This window comes from Mycobacterium sp. (genome assembly GCF_019247635.1).
GTDB lineage: Bacteria > Actinomycetota > Actinomycetes > Mycobacteriales > Mycobacteriaceae > Mycobacterium.
This window is the reverse complement of the sequence record NZ_JAFBAR010000023.1, coordinates 42,791-63,080: the sequence shown is the minus strand read 5'-3', so window position 1 is coordinate 63,080 and position 20,290 is coordinate 42,791. Positions and strand designations below refer to the sequence as shown.

At 65.0% G+C, this 20,290-nt stretch carries 16 protein-coding genes; 6 read left to right on the top strand and 10 right to left on the bottom strand.

The window, feature by feature from the left end; all coding sequences use genetic code 11:
- Nucleotides 1-157 precede the first annotated feature (157 nt).
- On the top strand, nucleotides 158-1,741 hold the full coding sequence (locus tag JO236_RS03995; RefSeq protein WP_416362147.1) for a GMC oxidoreductase: 1,584 nt from the start codon (nucleotides 158-160) through the stop codon (nucleotides 1,739-1,741).
- 47 nt (nucleotides 1,742-1,788) lie between these two features.
- Here the strand turns inward: JO236_RS03995 and JO236_RS03990 are convergent, their stop codons facing one another.
- Complete coding sequence (locus JO236_RS03990; RefSeq protein WP_293325046.1) at nucleotides 1,789-2,388, bottom strand: HAD family hydrolase; 600 nt, start codon at nucleotides 2,386-2,388, stop codon at nucleotides 1,789-1,791.
- Between the two features lie 535 nt (nucleotides 2,389-2,923).
- Here JO236_RS03990 and JO236_RS03985 point away from each other — a divergent pair.
- A complete protein-coding gene (locus tag JO236_RS03985) occupies nucleotides 2,924-3,850 on the top strand; it encodes a GGDEF domain-containing protein (protein ID WP_293325044.1) in 927 nt (308 codons plus the stop codon).
- Here JO236_RS03985 and JO236_RS03980 read toward each other — a convergent pair.
- Nucleotides 3,847-4,758, bottom strand: a complete 912-nt coding sequence (locus JO236_RS03980) for an SDR family NAD(P)-dependent oxidoreductase (protein WP_293325041.1) — start codon at nucleotides 4,756-4,758, stop codon at nucleotides 3,847-3,849. The genes JO236_RS03985 and JO236_RS03980 overlap by 4 nt on opposite strands.
- Before the next feature lie 23 nt (nucleotides 4,759-4,781).
- Nucleotides 4,782-5,762 carry an alpha/beta hydrolase gene (locus JO236_RS03975; protein WP_293325038.1) on the bottom strand — a complete coding sequence of 327 codons (981 nt, stop codon included), beginning with the start codon at nucleotides 5,760-5,762 and terminating at the stop codon, nucleotides 4,782-4,784.
- A 205-nt stretch (nucleotides 5,763-5,967) separates the two neighbouring features.
- On the opposite strand from JO236_RS03975, the gene JO236_RS03970 reads away from it, so the two are divergent.
- Together JO236_RS03970 and JO236_RS03965 are read left to right on the top strand one after the other, a co-directional pair.
- Nucleotides 5,968-7,191 carry a PucR family transcriptional regulator gene (locus JO236_RS03970; protein ID WP_293325035.1) on the top strand — a complete coding sequence of 408 codons (1,224 nt, stop codon included), beginning with the start codon at nucleotides 5,968-5,970 and terminating at the stop codon, nucleotides 7,189-7,191.
- A 142-nt stretch (nucleotides 7,192-7,333) separates the two neighbouring features.
- Nucleotides 7,334-8,461, top strand: coding sequence for a BTAD domain-containing putative transcriptional regulator (locus tag JO236_RS03965; RefSeq protein ID WP_293325142.1), 1,128 nt, complete (start codon nucleotides 7,334-7,336; stop codon nucleotides 8,459-8,461).
- 14 nt (nucleotides 8,462-8,475) lie between these two features.
- Here JO236_RS03965 and JO236_RS03960 read toward each other — a convergent pair whose 3' ends face one another.
- From JO236_RS03960 to JO236_RS03940, 5 genes are all read right to left on the bottom strand, one after another.
- Complete coding sequence (locus JO236_RS03960) at nucleotides 8,476-9,390, bottom strand: alpha/beta hydrolase (protein ID WP_293325032.1); 915 nt, start codon at nucleotides 9,388-9,390, stop codon at nucleotides 8,476-8,478.
- Nucleotides 9,387-10,211, bottom strand: a complete 825-nt coding sequence (locus tag JO236_RS03955) for an IclR family transcriptional regulator (protein WP_293325028.1) — start codon at nucleotides 10,209-10,211, stop codon at nucleotides 9,387-9,389. Before JO236_RS03955 ends, JO236_RS03960 begins: the two co-directional genes overlap by 4 nt.
- 215 nt (nucleotides 10,212-10,426) lie before the next feature.
- A complete protein-coding gene (locus JO236_RS03950) occupies nucleotides 10,427-11,890 on the bottom strand; it encodes an FAD-dependent oxidoreductase (RefSeq protein WP_293325025.1) in 1,464 nt (487 codons plus the stop codon).
- Nucleotides 11,887-12,795, bottom strand: a complete 909-nt coding sequence (bphC, locus tag JO236_RS03945; protein WP_293325022.1) for a biphenyl-2,3-diol 1,2-dioxygenase — start codon at nucleotides 12,793-12,795, stop codon at nucleotides 11,887-11,889. Before bphC ends, JO236_RS03950 begins: the two co-directional genes overlap by 4 nt.
- 11 nt (nucleotides 12,796-12,806) lie before the next feature.
- Nucleotides 12,807-13,991 carry an acyl-CoA dehydrogenase family protein gene (locus JO236_RS03940; RefSeq protein ID WP_293325019.1) on the bottom strand — a complete coding sequence of 395 codons (1,185 nt, stop codon included), beginning with the start codon at nucleotides 13,989-13,991 and terminating at the stop codon, nucleotides 12,807-12,809.
- A 372-nt stretch (nucleotides 13,992-14,363) separates the two neighbouring features.
- Between JO236_RS03940 and JO236_RS03935 the strand changes: the two genes are divergently transcribed.
- Nucleotides 14,364-15,959, top strand: coding sequence for a flavin-containing monooxygenase (locus tag JO236_RS03935; RefSeq protein WP_293325017.1), 1,596 nt, complete (start codon nucleotides 14,364-14,366; stop codon nucleotides 15,957-15,959).
- A gap of 52 nt (nucleotides 15,960-16,011) precedes the next feature.
- Here JO236_RS03935 and JO236_RS03930 read toward each other — a convergent pair whose 3' ends face one another.
- Together JO236_RS03930 and JO236_RS03925 are read right to left on the bottom strand one after the other, a co-directional pair.
- Nucleotides 16,012-17,910, bottom strand: a complete 1,899-nt coding sequence (locus tag JO236_RS03930) for an ABC transporter ATP-binding protein/permease (RefSeq protein WP_293325014.1) — start codon at nucleotides 17,908-17,910, stop codon at nucleotides 16,012-16,014.
- Nucleotides 17,911-18,068: 158 nt separating this feature from the next.
- A complete protein-coding gene (locus JO236_RS03925) occupies nucleotides 18,069-18,929 on the bottom strand; it encodes an alpha/beta fold hydrolase (protein WP_416362146.1) in 861 nt (286 codons plus the stop codon).
- Nucleotides 18,930-19,044: 115 nt separating this feature from the next.
- Between JO236_RS03925 and JO236_RS03920 the strand changes: the two genes are divergently transcribed.
- Nucleotides 19,045-20,226, top strand: coding sequence for a cation:proton antiporter (locus JO236_RS03920; RefSeq protein ID WP_293325011.1), 1,182 nt, complete (start codon nucleotides 19,045-19,047; stop codon nucleotides 20,224-20,226).
- The last annotated feature ends 64 nt before the right edge of the window (nucleotides 20,227-20,290 follow it).

Sequence of the window (20,290 nt, the reverse complement as noted above, 5' to 3'; positions counted from 1 at the left end):
GACCTCTGATTCAGCTCGCCGCGCTGTCATAGCTGGACAGAAGTCCAACAATAGCCGGGACGGGCTGGCTTGGGCCGATCGCAGGTCAGCCCTCGCCACGGGCGCCTTTGCGGTGCAAAGATGCCCGGAGTCGTCGGGCGGACCGAGAGGATTGCGCATGACTGAGTTCGGCAGCTGGATGCGCGGGCTGGCGCGCGGCGCGGGAGGTTGGGTCGCGTCAATGCGCGAGTACGCCGGTGCGCAGCCAGCCCGGGTGCCGGTGACACGGGAGACGCACCGGGTGATCGTCGTCGGCTCGGGTTTTGGCGGCGGGATCACCGCACTGCGTCTGGCCGAGGCCGGTGTGCCGGTCACCGTGCTCGAACAAGGCGTCGAATGGAAGGTGTCTCACGATGGCGACACGTTCCCGCGCCCGGCCAGCAACCCTTTAGACAAGAGGATGCTGTGGTTCGACTCCAATCCGGAAGTGTTTGGGCGTCCCATACTCGGCGGGCCGTACCCCGGCGTACTCAGTGCCTTCTCCGGTGACAACGTGGCGTCGATCGCGGGGGTGGGCGTCGGTGGCGGGTCGTTGCTATACCAGGGCATGAGCCTGCAACCCACCAGGGAGCTCTTCGAGACACACCTGCCGTCGGGCCTCGACTACGACGAGATGGACCGGATCTACTATCCGCGGGTGGCCAGCATGTTGCGGCTGGCTACGGCGCCTGACGAGCTGATCGAAAGCCAGAACTACCGGGTGAGTCGCGTCTTTGCCGCGCGAGTCCGCCGGGCGGGTTATTCGCTCGAAAAGGTGCCCATGCCCATCGACTGGGACTGCGTCCTGGCTGAGCTGCGCGGTGAGGCGCGGCCGTCGCTCAGCAACGGCGACTGCGTCTTTGGTGTGAACAGCGCAGGCAAGCACTCGGTCGACAAGACCTACTTGGCCGCCGCCCGAGCCACGGCGCGAGTCACTCTGCACACGCTGCACAAGGTCACCGGCATCGCCCTGGAGCCGGATGGCCACTGGCGCGTCGAGGTGGACCGGCTCGACATGAAGGGTCATCGGCGGGAGACAAAGATCTTGACCGCCTCCGCGTTGGTGTTAGCCGCTGGCAGTGTCAACACCAGCCGGCTGCTGGTGCGGGCGGCAGCGCTGGGGCACATCCCCGACTTGCCCGACGGCGTGGGTGAGAACTGGGGCACCAACGGGGACCGGATCTACGTGTGGACTGACCTTGCCGACACCTTCGGAGGGGTACAGGGCGGCCCGGTCGTGTACTGCAGCAAGGATTGGGACGACCCCCACCGGGCCAACACGCTGATCCAAGCTTCCATGCCGCCCTTCGGAGGCTTGGACATCCGCTCGACCATGTTGGTCGGCTACGGCACGAGTTCCGCGCGGGGCCGGTTCAGCTACGACGGGGACGCCGACGAGGTGAAGCTGTCGTTTCCGCGCAAGGGCGACGCGGCCATCTGGGCGGACATTCACAAAAGGGCCAAACGGATCGTCGGGCGGGCCGGGATGCTCACCGACACCAATCGCATCAACAACAGCACCTGGCACCCCCTCGGAGGAGTCCCGATGGGCACCGTCTGCGACCTCGAGGGGCGGGTCGGGGGGCATCGAGGCCTCTATGTGCTCGACGGCGCGCTGATTCCGGGGACCACGGCGGCGTGCAACCCGTCGATGACCATCGCCGCCGTCGTTGAGCGGGCGCTTGAGCGCATCGTGCGCGACGACGTCGGGTCGGTAATCTGACCGCGGTTGCCCGTTGTGGTTTTACGGCCGCACAGAGCAGCGTTCGTTCAACCGTCGTTGGATGTGAACAACGCCGCCAGCTCCCGTAACGAGTCGACGCGCAGATCGGCAAGTGCCGCTTCAGATTTGAGAGCATGGACAAAGCCCCATGGACCGCGCCGAACAAATACGGTGCGCATCCCGGCTGCACGGGCAGGCAGCACATCATTATCGAGCCGATCGCCCACGTAGAGCATGTCTTCGGCAGGGACCCGCGCTTCGTCAACCAGCCGCAGGAAGAACTGAGGATCCGGTTTGGCCACTCCCCACGCCGCCGATGAGGCAATGAAGTCGGCCTCCAAACCGGTTGCGCGCAACAGGGTCTCGATACCCGCAGGCTGGTTACCTGCAATCCCGACCGCAAGCCCAGCACGACGCACGGCCGCGACGCAATCAAGGGCATCGGGGTACAGATCACGCCCAGAATCAACGGCAAACCCAGGATGCTTCACACCGATCACGTCCCAAACATCGTTGTGATCCCTGCCCAGGGCGATCAACGCGCCAACAACCCCGCATACCGTAAACGGCGTCGAGCCCGCCCGCTGCGCCAGAGCAGTCCACACCCCGGTTTCATCAACCAGCGTTTCGCCGATGTCAAACACCACACATCGGATCTGTGACATAAACTGCGGCCTCACCAACCAAGGCTTTCACATCCGCAGTTGAGCAGGTCTTAGGTCGGCCCGCCGTTGCTGATCGAAAACCACTGCGGTGGGACTGGTCCAGGCCTGAATGGACAACCTAAGAAATTGCGTGACGACACCTCTGGGGAATTACCGGACGGACGACACCGGACTGGCAATCGCGTAGCTATTCATCGTTCACCTAGCGGTGCCGTTCCTGCTCGGTTTAGGCCAAGGAGCAGACCGCAGCCCCCTTTAACGGTTATCTTTGCGACGGTATCGAGCGAAAGGCACAGATGGGATTGGCCATAAAGGATCGCCGGACAACACACGATCGAACCTGCGCGCAAGCTCTGCACTAGGACTTCAGAGGGCGTGGGGCGTGTCTTCGTTCAAGTCGTGGCTGACTCAGCCCGATCAATTCGACTGGATCAGCGGGATCTTGCGCGATCGAGGGCTACTTCGCTCGGCGCGGTGGATTCTGGCGGTCGTCACATCGGCATCGGTACTGGTCCCTGTGAGCGCGCTGATCGGGACACGCCGGGCAACCGCCGCCGTCGTACTGGTTAACGTCACCGCGGCGATTTTCATAGTCGGGGTGAGTGTTTTCTGGTTGCTGCGGTGGCCGACCAGGGTTCAATCCGAGATTTTTGGAGTTGTCGCTGCGGCATTTATCGGGGGATGGAGCCTGACCCAGTCCGTCGGCGCCCTGGCGGCGCTGGGCTGCTGCGCTATGGCTATTAACGGCGGCTATATCGCCCTTTTCCACAGTAATAAATTACTGGTCTTCAATATCATCGTGGCGCTCACTGTCGCTGCCCTGGCCGCGGTGCACCTGGCTCGTGAGACCAGCATCGGCACGGCGGTAGTGGCGTTCTGGGTGACCTGGATGCTCAACCTATCGTGTCCCCTGGTCATGCGAGGGATGTCGCGGGCCGTGGGAACATATGCTGTTCGTGCCGACGAAGACGCTCTGACAGGGCTTTTCAACCGCCGTGGGTTCATCGCCGCTCTCACCCGCCGACTCGCCGATTTGCGTGTCGAGGAAGCCCACCTGATCCTGCTCATGGTCGACCTCGACGCGTTCAAACGTGTTAACGACACCTTCGGTCACGCCGCGGGCGACCGCGCGCTGATCGCCGTCGCTGATCTGCTGCGACAGAACATGGCACCCACAGCAGTGCTGTGTCGCGCAGGAGGCGAAGAGTTCCTAATCGCCGTCGTCAGCCCATCGCCGACCGCAGCGGTGATCTCGGCGCGATTGGGTTCTGCCATTGCCGCCCTTCCCCACCGAATCACGGCAAGCATCGGCACTGCCACTGCCGCCCTGTGGCCAACGAGAACATGCGGCCTCCCCGGATTCATCGACAAGCTCATCGACATGGCAGATACAGCCATGTACGTCGCCAAACGCCGAGGCGGTAACCAGGCATACCATCTCTAACCCCGCGAGCCCAGAACCATGACGGCGGCAGGCGTCGTCGGCTGGTGCCGGCTGATCGCATCGCTGTTGTGCCACCCGGCGGGTGAGGCCAATGCGATTGCTCGTTGGATAGTTTTGCCGCGGAAGCCGATTCGTTCGACGAGAGGGCGGACCAACCCGGGTGCCTTGGCGGTCAGCGTCAGGCTCTTGGGGATGATGATCTGTTTGGCGCGCCGTTCGATGCCGCCAACGATGCCGGTGACGACGGCGTCGAGTGGGACCATCTTCCATAGTCCTTGGTTGTTGCCGCCCCATAATTCGCGACCCGCAGGATCGGCAACGACGTCATCCATCATGGGGGTGCGGAAGAAGGTGGGATGCGCGCTGCCGACGTCGACGCCGAGGTGGCGCAGCTCGAGGCGGATGCTGTCGCACATCGCCCAAACTCCGGCCTTGCTCGCGGTATAGGAGGCCTGCAGGGGCGAGTGTACGAACGCGGCCATCGAGGAAATCGCTAACAGATACCCGGCGTGGGGTTGCACATGGGGCAGTGCGGCGCGGAAGGTGCGCCAGGTGCCGGTGAGGTTGATGTCGATGACCCGTTCGAATGCATCAGGGTCCAGGGTCGCCATCGGGGCCATCGTGTCGATGCCGGCGTTGGCGATGACAATGTCAACGCGGCCAAAGTGCTTCGCTGCCTGCGCCATCGCGGCGTCCAGGCTAGCTATGTCGCGCACGTCGGCGCGAAAGCCCTTGGCGACGGTGTCACCGCCAAGCGACGCGGCCTGAGCTTCCGCGCCGGTAAGGTCGAGGTCGAGGAGGGCCAGGTTCGCACCGCGGACGCGCAGCGCTCGCGCGAGAGCCGATCCGAGCCCGCCGGTGGAGCCGGTGATGACGACGATGCGTCCGGTGACGTCATAGTGGGTCATGATTTTTTCCTTCGCTGGGCCGATCACGGGTTGATGATGGGGACGTGGTGTCGCAAAAAGTTGATCTGGTCGGCGACGACGCGCTGAAACGGTGTACCGAGGTAAATGTCGAAGTGGCCTTCGGGGTAGAGCCGCACCTCGCCGCGTGGCGCGGTGCGGGCATGTCGCAAGGTGGCGTTGGCCGGTGCGACGCTGTCGGTCTCGCAGACGCAGAACAGAATTGGGCATGACACTCGCTTTGCGTAGCGCCCCGGACTATGGAACGGGACACGCAATGCAATACGGGCTGCGACCTCGTTGCGGTGCGGCGCGTCTTCGGGAACTAGCCCTAGATAGCCAGCCACCGCATCACCCGCGTTCATCAACGCAGTCGACTTGGGTGGGCCCGCCAAAGGCACCATAACGGGAGGTCTCCCGAAGCGGGCGGCGAGAACGTCGATGACAGCTCGCACGGTCATCTTCGCCAGGTTCTTCGGATCGGTCGCCAACGCCGACGCGATACCGTCGGTGAACGGGCATTGTGAGATGACCGCAGCGATCCCGGCCTCACGGGCCGCGGCGATGATGACGTGACCTCCCCCAAAAGAAGTTCCCCACAATATGATTCGTGCACCGTCGACATCGGTGCGGCTGCGGGCGAATGCGATCGCCGCCGACCAGTCCGCCAGTTGGCGGCCGATGTCGAGGAGCTGGCGGGGGTGCCCGCCGCTGGCGCCGAAGTGGCGATAGTCGAAAACCAGGCATGCATACCCGGCCTGGGTGAACCGCTGCGCGTAGGCGTCCAAGCGCATCTCTCGGATACCGCCCAGGCCGTGGGCCATCACCACCACGGGGCGCGGCGCATTAGCCTGCGGGAGGTACAACCATGCATGGCACGTCGCATCGCCGGAGACGAACTCGACATTTAGCCGCGTGCTCGTCGGTTGCTCCTCGCGATGCGGAAGTGTCCCAACGTCTTTATGCGCCTCCGCACGGGCGCGGGTGATGGCGGCCGTTCCCGGCATCAATAACTTTGTAGACAACGGAGCATTCCTTTCGGCAAAACAGTTGCGGGTGTGCTTGACCCCGCCGCACAACGGCTGTGATGTCCACCCGCTCAAGGGCTACAGGTGATGCTCCTCGCAACGGCACTGTATGCCTATAGGCGACGGCACAAGATTTGCCGCGTGGGATGTGCATTTGCACTGCCGCCGCTTTAGAGTGAAACGCATGGCATGGCACCGACCCTCATCGCGCATCGGTGAATTGATGCAGGCCGGCGTACAGCAGATCCTCGATGCGCCCGGCGACGTGTTGGCGGACTTCCTGGCCGACATCGATGCTGCCACCCTGGCTGACCAGGACACCGCGTTGTCGGACGATCCCGCTCTGATCGCGTCGATGCGCCGCAGCAACCGCGCAAACTTTTTGTTTTGGGCACAGTCCATTCGTCGTGATCCCGGGGCTGCCGCGACGGCCAATCCCGGGCCCGAGCCCAAGATCATCGCTCGTGACCTCGTTCGGCGCGGACTCGACGACAGCGTGCTGCAAGCCTGGCGAGCGGGCCAGAACATGGCATGGCGCCGCTGGATGACCGTCGCGTTCGGCTTGACCGACGACCCGCGCGAGCTCGCTGAACTCCTCGACTACAGCGCTCGGTCAATCTTTGGATACGTCGACGCCACCACGGCCCTGATTTCCGCCCAGATGCGTAGCGAGCGCGAACAACTCACCCGCGGCACCCAAGCCGAACGACTCCAGACCGTCACCCTCATCATCAACGGCGCGCCCATCCGTCGCGCATTGGCCGAAACCCGCCTGAGCTATCGGCTGGACCGGTCACACCTGGCGGCAATCGTGTGGAGTAACCAACCCGAACCCGACGCGGCTGTGTTGGATGAAATTGTCGAGGCGTTGGCAGCCGCCCTGGGGGAAACACGACCTTTGGCCGTCACTGCCAGCGTCGGCGCGCTATGGGTATGGCTACCAAGCGGCCACGATCCTGATCTTCAGCCCATCGGCAATATCCTGGGCCGCCACCCCGACGTGTTCGTGGCGCTCGGTTCTCCCGCTCTCGGCGTCGATGGGTTTCGCCGCAGCCATCTAGAGGCGCTGGCCACCCAAAGGCTCCTGATGCGCGCACAGCACATCCAGCTTGCCCGCTGGGAATCTATCGAACTGGTCGCTTTGGTAAGCCAGGACGAGCCGCGTGCCCGCGAGTTCGTTCAGCGCACCCTCGGCCCGCTCGCCAGCGCCGATCCCGAACTGCGCGACACCGTACGGATTTACCTGCGTGAGCAGTCCAATGCCCCCCGCACCGCCACCCAGCTATTCACCCACCGCAACACGGTCTTGTCCCGCATTGCGCGAGCCGAACGGTTATTGCCAAAACCACTGAGCCAGAACAACATCGAGGTCGCTCTCGCGCTCGAACTAGCCAACTGGCTCACCTGAAGGGAGACGGTCCGCCACAACGGTGAGTGTCAGTGACAAGTGAGAACTGATTGCAAAATCCTCGCAGCGGGTGCCGCAGATTGGCCCCGCGGCATCGCAATGGCAAACTGATGTCGCCGATGACCCGGAGGCTTGGAGAGTGATGGTCGAGACTCGTCCCAGGTTCGGTCTTCTGGGGCCGTTGCTGATGACGGTGTCGGATGTGCCCGTGCCGTTGGGCACACCGAAGCAGCGGGCGCTGTTGGCCATGCTGCTGATCAACCGCAATCGTGCGGTCGGCACAGAATCGTTGATCGACGCCACCTGGGATCAGTCGCCCGTGCCGGCAGCGCGTACCAGCATCCACTCCTACGTGTCGAACCTGCGCCGGTTGCTGAGCGACGCCGGATTGGACCCGCAACACGTGTTGGTCAGCGCGCCGCCGGGGTATCGACTCAACGTCGCCGACAAGGACTGCGACCTCGACCGCTTCATCGCCGGGAAGACCGCGGGTATGCGCGCCGCCGCCGCGGGACGATTCGACCAGGCCAGCAGCCACCTGTCGGCCGCGCTGGACGAATGGCGCGGCCCGGCACTTGACGACTTACGCACCTTCGTTTTCGTCGAGGAGTTCGCTACCGCGCTGGCGGCGGACTACATGTTGGTGCAAATCGCCCGCGCGGAAGCCGAAATCGCTTGCGGGCGCGCCAACTCCATGATTGCTGAACTCGAAACGCTTGCCGCCAAGTATCCGTACCACGAACCGCTATGGGCACAGCTGATCACTGCCTACTACGTTGCGGAAAGGCAGTCCGACGCGCTCGAGGCCTACCGACGGTTGAAAGCCTTGCTGGCGGAGGATCTCGGCATCGACCCCGGTCCCACGGTGAACGCGCTGCATGGTCGAATCCTGCGCCAAGAACGCCTGGACACCAAGAAAGCCGCCAAGACCACCGCCGCGCGCGGAATAGCTGCTGTGCACATTACTTTCGATCGCGAGTCGGTGTTCGCCACGTTGCGCGATGCTGCGGGGCGACAGCACCCGTTGCGTGGAGCGGCCACCAGGATCGGACGCCATCCAGACAATGACATCGTCCTGAACGGCGAGGACGTCAGCAGGCAGCACGCCGTAATCATCGATACCGGTGGTAGTTTCGTGATAACCGATTTGAGGTCGGCTAACGGCGTGGAAGTCCAACAGCGGCAAATTCGGCCGAGCGCCGCCCTCGTCAACGGCGACCGGATCAGCATCTGTGGCCACGACTTCGTATTCGAGGTCCAAGCGAGCTGAGGGGCGCCCTTGGGTCATCGCAACAACTTGCTTATCTCCTCGCAGGCACGGCGGCGGGCTTCGTGTGCGATGTCCAAGGTCGGCATAGTCATGAAACCGTGTATGCCGCCGTCGAATCTGGCGCGCACGACGGGTACCCCCACCGCTTCGAGCGCCGCCGCGTAGGCCAGCGCCTCATCGCGCAACGGGTCGTGTCCGGCGATCACGATCACCGCGGGCGGTAGCCCGTTCAGGTCGGCGTTGACCGGAGCGACGTACGGATGGGTGCGATCGGCCTTCGACGGCACGTACTGGTCCCAGTACCATTGCATGGCCGGCTTGGGGTTGTAGTAGCCGCGCTCGAAGAGCCGGTAGGACTCGGTGTCGAAATCGGCCGCCAACACGGGATAGAGCAAGAGCTGGGCGGCAATCGCCGGACCGCGGTCTCGGGCCATCAAAGCGGTGACGGCGGCCAGGTTCCCGCCGGCGCTGTCACCGCTGACAACTAAGCGTCCGCTGTCACCACCAAGGCTCATGGCGTTGCGCGCCACCCATTGTGTGGCCGCATGGAAGTCCTCAGCCGCTGCGGGCCAACGGTTTTCGGGCGCCAGCCGATATGCCACCGAAACCACCACGGCGCGAAGACGATTGGCCAGATCGCGGCACAGTCCGTCGTGGCTGTCCAGATCGCAGAACACAAACCCGCCGCCGTGACCGAAGACCAGCATAGGTAGGCCGTCACCGACGGGCCGGTAGATGCGTACCGGGATGTCGCCGCCCGGGCCCGGGATGGTCTGGTCACGCACCACGGCGACGGGCTCGGGCTCGGCGGCCGGGACGAACCGCGCCCTGATGACGGCTCTGGCTTGCGCGCCGGTCATGGTGTGCACCGGCGGGAAGCCGGCGTCCAGCGTGTCGATCAGGGCGGCGATCTGCGGATCGAGCGTCACGCGTATTGCATAGCCGGCCGCACGGGCCGTATAGAGCGCAGCGACTGCAGGGTTGGCACCACCCGCTGCGGGCCGTCTTCGACGTTGCGCCAGATGGCCATCGCGGTCATCCGAACCGGGGCGGCCAGACGCTGGTCGAACATCATGCGGTTCATCGGCCCACTCACTGACACAGCCGCTACAGCTTCGCCGAGATTGCCGATTGGGGCCGCGACACAGCCGAATCCGAGTTGCGACTCTTCACGCTCGAACGCGACGCCGTGCGCCCGCACCTTGGCCAGTTCGATTGCCAGTTGCGCGCTCGTCGCGATCGAGTACTTGGTCTTGCGGACTTGCAAATCCACCTCTACGTCGTCGTCGCCATAGGCCAGCATCGCCTTGCCTACCGCCGTGCAGTGCGCGGGTTGACGACCGCCGACCCGACTGGGTAGCGCACCGATCACTCGGTCACCGATCTTCTCCAGGTAGACGACGTCGGGGCCGTCCAGTACCGCCAAATGCACGACGAGCCTTGTGGCGCAGTGCAATTCACCCAGCAGCGGCGTGGCCGCCCGCACCAGCCGGTCCTGGTGCACCGCCAGCGAACCCAACTCCACCAGTCGCATGCCGAGCTCGTAGTCGCGACCGCTGCGACGCAGCCAGCGCAGCTGCACCAGGCGTTCCAACATTCGGTGCGCCGACGAGCGTGGCAGCCCTGTACGGCGCACAATCTGAGCCAACGTCAGACGGCCCGGTCCGTCGAATGCGTCGAGGACCAGGGAGATTCGGTCGATGACGGCGCTGGGGGTCTCGGTGGCTGGTTCGACGGTCTGTGCGGTCACGGGTTCTCCAAAAGACTACTTGTATCTGGCTGGCATATTCCTATTAGGAATACTACACCCGTGGCTGTCTCGCAATGCGCTGACTGTCGCCGGCTCAGTTGCGCGTGGGAGAGTGCGGCTACCACGGCCGAGCAGACACAAAAGCACCCATTTTGGCTCCAAAATGGTGCTTTTGTGTCTGCTCGCGGAACCTAGCGCGCGCCTGCTCGCGGAACCTAGCGCGCCGCGGCCCTCCCGGCGCGGCGTCCGTAGAAGCTGCCGTCACCCAGCGAGATACCGCTGGCGTAACCCCACGCGGCCAGTCCGGCCGCAGATCGGCCGGCGGCAAACAGTCCCGGGATGGGCTCCCCGTTGACGTGCAGCACCTCGGCGTCCAACGTGGTGCGCAGGCCGCCCAGGGTGAAGCCGCCGGTGTTTTCGCGCAGGTCGATCGCCCCGACGGGCGAACCGATCGGCTTCAGCCACTGCGGCTTCTTGTGCAGTAGCGGGTCCTCGCCCCGCGCGGCGGCCTCGTTGTAGGCGGTCACCGTCGCCTGCAGCGAACCCGGGGACAGGCCCATGTCGCGTTCCAGGTCTACGACGGTGTCGGCCACCCACGTCGCCGGCCGCAGCATCAATTTCGGCGACCATGACGCCATCGCTTCGTCTTGGGCATCGCTGTCAATGATCAGGTACGCGGTGTTGTCCTGGTGGTAGAGCGTGAGCTGCCCGATCCGGCCCGGGTAGGTGTCCTCGGGGACGTAACGCTGACCGCGGCCGTTGACCAGGATGCCGCGCACCAGCTGCTGGGGGTCGATGAAGATCGCGACCTCGGTGGCGTCCATGTGAGCCAGGTCGGCGCCCAGTGCCTGCGCCATCCGGATCGCCTGCCCGTCGTGCTGTTCGATCGACGCGGCCGGACGCCCGGCGATCCGCGGAGCGTACTGCGCCACCATCGCGTCGTTGTAGGCGAAACTGCCTGTCGCGAGCACGATTCCGCGGCGTGCCCGGATCGTCATCTCGGTGCCGTATTGCCGCGCCCGCACACCGACCACCCGGCCGTCCGACTCCACGACCAGACAGCGCACCCGGACGTCGTACAACGCCCGCACGCCGGCCGTCTCGGCCGTCTCGACCAACGGCTTCATCAGCATGTAGCCCGCGCTGGCTTCGCCTTGCTTCTTGTTGGACATCTGCGGGACGTGTCCGCGCGGGGCCGGGGAGGCGACGGTGTTGAACGGAAAGGAGTTCTCGCCGCCGCTGTACATCAGGCCCTGGTCGCCCATCGGCTCCCAGCCGGGCTCGGAGAAGAACTCCGCCTTGAACGGCACGCCGCACCTGACGAGCCAGTCGAAGTGGGCGACGCTGCCGGCACAGTAGTCCGCGATCCGGTCCTCGTCGGCGCCCGGCCCCATCGCGACGTTGAGGAACGCCGTCATGTTGTCGACGGAATCCTCGAAGCCGCAAGCCTTTTGCAGTTCGGTGCCGCCGCCGAGGTAGATGAATCCACCAGCCATGGCCGCGGCCCCGCCCCAGGAGCCGGTGCGCTCCAACACCAGGACATCGGCGCCGCAGCGGGACGCTTCGACCGCGGCCGCCGCGCCGGCGATCCCGTAGCCGGCGATGACGACGTCGGCCTCGTGGTCCCAGGACGTGATCGATGCCGCCGTGACGGGCGTGACGTCAAAATCGGCCGTCACGGCCGCATCGCGGCGGGCATGTCGCTGACCCACTGGTGGCCCCAGTAGCTGTCGGCGGTGATTTCCTCTGCGGTGTAATAGGTTTCGTCGACACGCATACCATCGGTCCCGAATTCGATGTCCCAGTCGCCGGGTGTGCGAACGTAAAACGACACCATCTTGTCGTTGGTGTGACGCCCCAGAGTCGACGAGAGTTGGATGCCCTCGGCGTTGATGCGGTCCAGGGCCTGTCCCACGGTGTCGAGGGTGTCGACCTCGACCATCAGGTGGACAACGCCGGGGTCACGTTGATGCATGGCCGGGCAGATCGCCAGGCTGTGATGGCGCTCGTTGATGCCGAGGAAGCGTACCCGAATGGGACCGAACTCCGGCGGTGCCGGCACCCGGAATGAGCCACGGGACCGGAAGCCCAGGATCTCGGTGTAGAAGTCGAACAGACCGTTCGGGTCGGTGCCCGGCATCACGACGTGGCCCAGGCCCTGATCGCCGGTGACGAATCTGGCGCCGAACGGGGTGACCACCGGGCTGTGGTCCAGCACCGCGCCGTGGAACACCTCGAGCGTGGTCCCGGCCGGGTCCTCGAAGGTGATCGCCTCTTCGACGCGGCGTGCCTCTGCCTCCTCCAGGGGCAGTTGTTTGAACGGCATCCCGGCGCCGTCCAGGGTCGCCTTGACCCGCTGTAATGCGGTGCGGTCGCGGACTTCCCAGCCGATGTTGATCACCCGGTCGGCCTCGCCGGGAACGATGATGATCCGGGCGGCGCGCTCGTCCATCCGCAAATACAGGGCGGCCGGATCGGGGCCCTTGCCCTCGGCGAAACCCAGTACGTCGAAGGCGAAGTGCCGCCACCGCTCGATGTCAGAAGTCGAAACAGTAATATAGCCAAGGCTTTTCAGGTCAGTCATGGTAGCCGCCACTAAATCAGAGCCCGGAGCGGGCCCTCCGGAGGTTCGACGCCCAGCGAACTCAGCGCCGACGCGTGGTAGGTGGTGCCCGGGACATGGATGGCGTGCATCTGGCCGACATGTACGTCACGCCAGTAGCGCTGCAGTGGCTTGTCCATCCGGGAGGCGTTGCCGCCCGAGCGGGCAAAGATATCGTCGACGGCGGACACCGCGCGCCACACCGCGCGAACCTGGGTGCGGCGACCCGCGGCCCGGTCCGCGAAGGACACCTCCTTGCCGGCGGCCACCATGTCGTAGATGCGGTCGGCGTTGGCCAGCAGTTCCTGCCGCGCGGCGTTGATGTCGGCGGCGGCCTCCCCGACGGCGTACATGACGTAGGGGTCGTCCTTGACGGCGGTTCCGGTGGCGCCGACCCGTTCCCGCTGGTAATCCAGGTGTGCGGCGAGGGCTCCCTCCGCGATGCCCAGGGTGGCCGCGGAGATGCCCAGCGGGAACATCGTCGACCACGGCATCAGATACAGCGGCTCGGTCATGCCGGCCTCACGCTGAGCGGTGCCGTCCATCACCTTCGTCGCATCCATCGTTCGGTATGCCGGGACGAACGCGTCCTTGACAATGACGTCCTTGGAGCCGGTTCCGCGCAGCCCCACGACATTCCATGAGTCCTCGACGATCTCGTAGTCCTTGCGGGGCAGGATCATGTGCAGCATCTGGGGTGGCATCAGCGGAATGCCCTTGTCGTCGCCGAGCATCGCGCCCAGGATGATCCAGTCGCAATGGTCAGTGCCCGAACTGAATTGCCAGCGGCCGTTGAAGATGTAACCGCCGTCGACCGGCTTGGCCACGCCCTGCGGTGCGTACGGCGACGCCATCCACGTGTCGACGTCGTCGGCCCAGATCTCGGCGGCCACCTTCGGGTCGGCATAGGCCAACTGGTAGGGGTGCACGCCCACCACGCCAACGATCCAGCCGGCGGCGGGGTCCAGCGCCGCCGTCGCCATCACGGTCTCGGCAAACTCGCGTGGGTGGGCCTCAAACCCCCGGTACTGCTTGGTCTGCAGCAGCCGTATCAGACCGGCCGACTTCATCAGCTTGACTGTGTCGTCGGTGAGCCGGCCGATCCGCTCGGCTTCGGGGGCCTGCTCGCGTAGCTGGTCGGCCAGGTCCGTCACTCGATCGAGTACGCGATCGCTCATGCTGTCGTCCTAACGTGTGTGGGGGCGTACTTAATGGTGTACCGCAGTCCGTGCCGGACCCGAAGCCGATTCCCGGTGAGCGGACGAAAATCCGTCAAAACGCGACCCGAAGATCGGCGCCGGCGTGGCCAGGCAGGCGAGAATCAGCCCGTCCCGCAAACCTTTGCGGTTCGAGGATGTCGCAGGCAGCCGCCTCGACCTCGCCCCGCATGACTGTCGCCGGCCAGCACAACGTATGCGACTTACCGTTCAGGTCGACCTCGACGCGCGGGACTTCTGCCATCAGCCGATGGCCGGGAAAACTCGTCTGCACTGCCCGATGACCGGGACCGGGTTGGGATCGTTGCAGCACAGGCCCTACCGTGAATGCTTGTGAACGTAGATGCGCTAGTGGTGGGCGCCGGATTCGCCGGCCTGTATGCCCTGCACAGGCTGCGCGCCCAAGGCCTCTCGGTCCGAGTGCTCGAGGCCGCACCCGAATTGGGTGGCACCTGGTATTACAACCGGTACCCGGGCGCGCGGTGTGACGTCGAGAGCGTCGACTACTGCTACTCATTCTCCGAGGAACTGCAGCAAGAGTGGAACTGGACCGAGAAGTACGCCACCCAGGGCGAGATTCTGCGCTACCTGAACTGGGTCGCCGACAAACTCGACCTCCGCCGCGACATCGAGCTGAACACCCGCGTCGTCTCCGCGGTGCTCGACGAGACGACGTTGCGCTGGACGGTCACCACTGATGGCGGTGCGGTGCACACGGCGCGGTTCTGTTTGATGGCAACCGGACCGCTGTCGGCCGCCATGACCCCGAACTTCCCCGGTCTGGACAGCTTCGCCGGCGAGATCTATCACACGGCGCACTGGCCGCATGAGCCCGTCGACTTCACCGGCAAGCGGGTCGCGGTGATCGGCACTGGATCCTCAGGCATCCAAACGATTCCGATCATCGCGGAACAGGCCGCGCAGCTCTACGTCTTCCAGCGGACCCCCAACTACAGCGTCCCTGCCGGCAACCGGCCGTTTTCCGAAGGCGAACTCGACGAGATCAAGGCCGGCTACGCCGAGCGTCGCCGCCTGTCATGGCGCAGCGGCGGCGGGTCTCCGCACATCACCGCTCCCAGGCCGACCATGGATTTCACCGCCGAGGAGCGCAGAAACGCGTTCGAAAAGCGTTGGCAGCTGGGCGGTGTGCTGTACTCCAAGACCTTCCCAGACCAGATGACCGACATGACGGCCAACGACGAGGCGCGCAGATTCTACGAAGAAAAAGTCCGTGCGGTCATCGACGATCCGGCCGTCGCCGAGCTGCTGATCCCCAATGACCATCCGATTGGGACCAAGCGAATCTGTACGGACAGCAACTACTTTCAGACCTTCAACAAACCCAACGTATCGCTGATCAGTGTGCGCGCTACGCCGATCAAATCCGTCGACTCTGCCGGTATCAACACCACCGAATCGCACTACGACCTCGACATGATCGTGCTGGCAACCGGTTTCGACGCGATGACGGGTGCGCTGGCCAATATCGACATCATCGGCCGCGACGGTCTTCGCCTGCGCGACGACTGGGAGCACGGCCCGCGCACCTACCTGGGACTGGGCGTCAACGGATTCCCCAATCTGTTCGTGATCTCAGGTCCGGGAGCACCGGCCGTGCTGGCGAACATGGTGCTGCACGCCGAGGCCCACGTGAACTGGATCGCGCACGCCATCGCGTATCTCGACGACCACGGTTATGCCGCGATGGAACCGACCCGGGACGCCGTGGACGGCTGGGTCACCGAATTGGCCAGGCGTGCCGACGAATCGCTGTTCACCAAGGCAAACTCGTGGTACATGGGTGCCAATGTTCCTGGAAAGCCAAGGGTTTTCATGCTGTTCATCGGTGGATTCGCCGTGTACAACGACATTTGCACCGAGGTCGCCGACGCAGGGTACAAGGGCTTCGATCTGATCAAGATTGCATGACGGCATCGGCGGGGATTGCGGGACAAGGTCGCCACCGTCAGGCCCCTGCCGATTAACCGTTGACCAGACCCAGCCGCCACGCGCCCTCACCCAGCAACTGCAGGTACTGATCGTGCAATTGCTCGACGCCGGGCCGGTGGCTCACGCTGATCACGATCATGCCCGGGCGTTCGCTGCGCAGGGACTGATACAGCGCGTACTCCACCCCTTCGTCGAGCGCCGAGGTGGATTCGTCGAGGAACACCGCTTTGGGCTTTGTCAGCAGGATTCGGGCGAATGCGACGCGCTGTTGCTCGCCAGGGGACAGCGCCTTGGCCCAGTCGTCGACCTCGTCGAGACGGTGGGCCAGGTGCGCAAGGGCAACTTGATTCAGTGCCCGTTGCAGCTCGGCGTCGGGAATATCGCCCGCCACGGCGGGGTACGATACGACACCGCGCAGGTCGCCGAGCGGGACATACGGCGCCTGGGACACGAACATGACGTCGGTGTCGCCTTCGGGGCGGCGCAATGTGCCCGAGGCGTATGGCCACAGCTGTGCCAGGCTGCGCAGCAGCGTGGATTTTCCACTTCCGGACGGCCCCGTGACCACCAGCGAATCACCCGGCGTCAGCCGTAGTTTCAACTCGTCTATCAGCTGGACACCGGATGGCGTCCGCACCTCGACGTCGATCAGCTCGACCGAACCGTCCTCACTCGTCGCGGCGCTCAGCTCGGGCAGCGCACGGGCTTTTTCGTTCGCCACCATTAGGCCGTGCAATCGCATGATCGAGGCGCGGTAGCTGGCGAACGAGTCGTAGGAGTTACGGAAGAACGACAGCGACCCTTGCATGGCGCCGAAGGCTCTGCCCGACTGCGCGACATCGCCGAGTTTGACCACACCCGCGAACAGGCGCGGGGCCTGAAGGACGAAAGGCAGCGGGTTCAGCGCCTGGCCCACGGCGATGTTCCAGCCGGACAGACCGACGGTGCGCCGCACGTAGCGCCGGTAGTTGTCGATGATCGCCGAGAACCGTCCGGTGACGTACACGTGTTCGGCCCGTTCGCCGCGGTATAAGCCGACGGGCTCCGCCGCGTCACGCAGCCGTACCAGCGAGTACCGGAAGGCGGCGTTGTACGACTCATTGCGGAAGCTGAGCCTGATCAGCGGATGCCCGATGCGAAACGCGATGGCGGTGGCCACCAGCACGTAGACGATCACGATCCAAAACAGCGCCCTGGGGATCGACAGGCCCGCCAGTGTCAGGGTGCCGGACAGATGCCACAGGATCGCGCCGAACGACAACACCATCACCACGGATTCGACCGAACCGAAGAGCAGGATGTTCGACGTCCGGTAGCTGGGGCGGTTAGGGCTGGAGCCCACCCCGGTGGTGAAGATGTCGACGTCGATCTGGATCCGCTGATCCGGATTATCGATGGTGCGGTCGATGAAAGGACCGCGGTAGTACGCCCTTCCGGTCAGCCAGTCACCGGTGAGTCGCTCGGTCAGCCAGACTCGCCACCGAATGATGAATCGCTGCGTGACGTATTGGTCGACCAAGAGCAGAACAACGTGCGCGGCCGCGATGGCGCAGAACGTGGCGATCGCCATCCAGAAGCCGCGGATGCCCGAATCACGCACGGCTGCGTTGTGCGTGGCGCCGCCCTCGAAGGCGACCTGCAGGGCCGAAAACAGGTCGTTGTTGTAGTAGCTGAGCAACACCTCGATGCGTACGGCCATGATGACGAGCATCATCAGCGTCAAAAGCAGGCCCCACGCCGGCAGGCTGGTGCGGCCCTTGAAGTAGTCACCGGTGATTCGCCAGAATTGCCTGCCCCACACGGTGTATCGCGCCAGCAGCGTAGCGACGATCAGGAAGCAAACTGTGCTGAGCGCCCAGGTCGCGATGCTCCACGTCAGCGAATCCACGATTGCGCGACCCCAGTCGATCGACGGGCTATAGCGTTTCAAGGTGAACTCCCCTTCGACACACCCTGCAAGCGAAACTACCGCTACGCGGCCGGGTGGCCGGGGAAGCGTCAAGCGGTGGTCACGTCTGCGGGCGCGCGAGGCGGCTTCTCGGTTGCCGAAGGCCAGGGCGACCGCACCGGGCGAGGCCGGACGCGTCGCTAACGACGTGTGAGGAACGCCAGGACCGCGCTTTCGAAGGCGGCCTTGGCCTCGATCATCGCCCAGTGCCCGCAGTTGGGGAACACATGCAGTTCAGCCCTGGGAATGGTGCGCATCGGGATGAGGGCCATGTCGGGTGGGCTGACCCTGTCGTCGCGCCCCCACGTCAGCAGCGTCGGCACCGCCACCTTGTGCATGACCGCCCACGGCAGCGGCCGGTCGGAGGCACTCATCGCCGCATTCATCGCCGCGAATGCGGCCTTACCGTACATGCGGCGCGCGGCGGCCAGCGTCTCCGGGTCAGTGGCCAAACGCCAGCGCTCCTCGATCAGCTCCTCCGTGATCAGCGACTGGTCATACACCATCGACTTGAGCCAGTCGACCAGCCGCTGCCGCGTCGGGTCCTCGGTGAACTCCTGCAGCAACCGGATGCCCTCGCTGGGGCCTGGGCTGAAGATGTTGGTGCCGATGCCGCCGATCGTCACCAGCCGATCGATGCGGTCCGGGTTGCGGATGGCGAAGTTGATGCCGACGCCGCCGCCCATCGAGTTGCCCACGATGTGCACCTTGTCGACGCTCAGCGCGTCCAGGAACGGTGCGGTGACTCCCTGTGCGGTGACCATCGGGTGGCCGCCGGAGTCGGGGCTGACACCAAAGCCGGGGAATTCCAGGATCAGGCAGCGGAAGTGCTCGGCGAACGTGGGGAGTATCCCGCGGAAGTTGCGCCAGCCCGTGACGCCCGGACCGGAGCCGTGCAGGAACAGCAGCACTGGGCCGGATTCAGGTCCGCCGTCGTAGTAACGCAAAGCGCCTGCCGGAGTGCTGACCTCGCGCAGGTCTTGTTCAGTGATGGTTGGCACCCGTCTCACCCTGCCACGCCGACGCCGACGCCGCGTGAGCGTGCGCCGAATGACGGCCTAAGCGGCGTGTCGTTGTACAGACGCGCACGCTCGCAGAGCGGTTAGGGTGCCTGGCATGCAGAAGTTCGGCTTCGACACGCTGGCGCTGCTGACCGCCGTCGGCTTCGCCGGTCCGCTGGTGGCGTCAATGACGCGCTTTCAGATTCCTATCACCATCGCCGAGCTGATAGTGGGTCTGGTCATCGGCAAGACGGGATTCGCGCTGGTTGACGACGCCAACCCGACGTTTCAGTTATTCGCGAATATCGGCTTTGCGCTGGTGATGTTTGTCGTCGGCACCCATGTTCCCGTCCGCGACCCCAAGTTGCGCTCGGCGGTGCCGATGGCATTGGCGCGGGCGGTTCTGGTGGGTGCTGTCGCGGCGCCTCTCGGTCTCGGGTTGGCGGTGGCGTTCGGCACCGGCCACGCCGCGCTCTACGCGGTGCTGATGGCCTCCTCGTCGGCGGCGCTGACATTGCCGATCATCGATTCGCTGCGGTTGCGCGGACCCCAGGTGCTCTCCGTGCAGGCGCAAACCGCCATCGCCAACGCCGCGTGCATCGTGTTGCTGCCCTTGGTGATTGACTTTCAGCGGGCCCCCACGGCGGCCCTGGGCGGCCTGGCGGTCACGGGCTGCGCGGTGGTCTTCTACCTCGTGTTGCGTGCGGTCGACCGCAGGGGCTGGCGGCATCGCACCCATGAGTACTCCCAGAAGCACGAGTTGGCGCTGGAGTTGCGGACCAACCTGCTTGTGCTGTTCGCGCTGGCGGCGCTAGCCGTTACGACGGGGGTGTCGATCATGCTGGCGGGCTTCGCGCTGGGACTGGTGATCGCCTCGGTCGGTGAGCCGCGGCGGTTGGCGCGTCAGCTGTTTGGGATCACCGACGGTTTCTTCAGCCCGTTGTTCTTCGTCTGGCTCGGTGCCTCGCTGCAAGTCCGCGAGCTGGGCGCGCACCCGAAACTCATTCTGCTGGGCGCGGCTCTGGGTCTGGGTGGTGTGTTGGCGCATTGCGTGGGAAGGCTGCTGCGGCAGCCGCTGACTCTCGCGGTGCTGTCGGCCACGCAGCTCGGCGTGACCGTTGCCGCGGCGACCATCGGCACCGAAGAACACCTGCTGGTTCCGGGCGAAGCGTCGGCGATGATGCTCGGCGCGGTGCTGTCGATCGCCTGCGCATCAATCGCGGGCGCCTTGGCGGCCCGCGGCGAATCTGCCGTGGAGACGGACGAGCCGGCCAAGTCCGCTACGGCTGGGCACTAGCGGCGGCCTGGCTTCGGGCCAGCGCCCCGGTCGGCGAAGCCATGTCCGCCTCGGCCATGAGGCT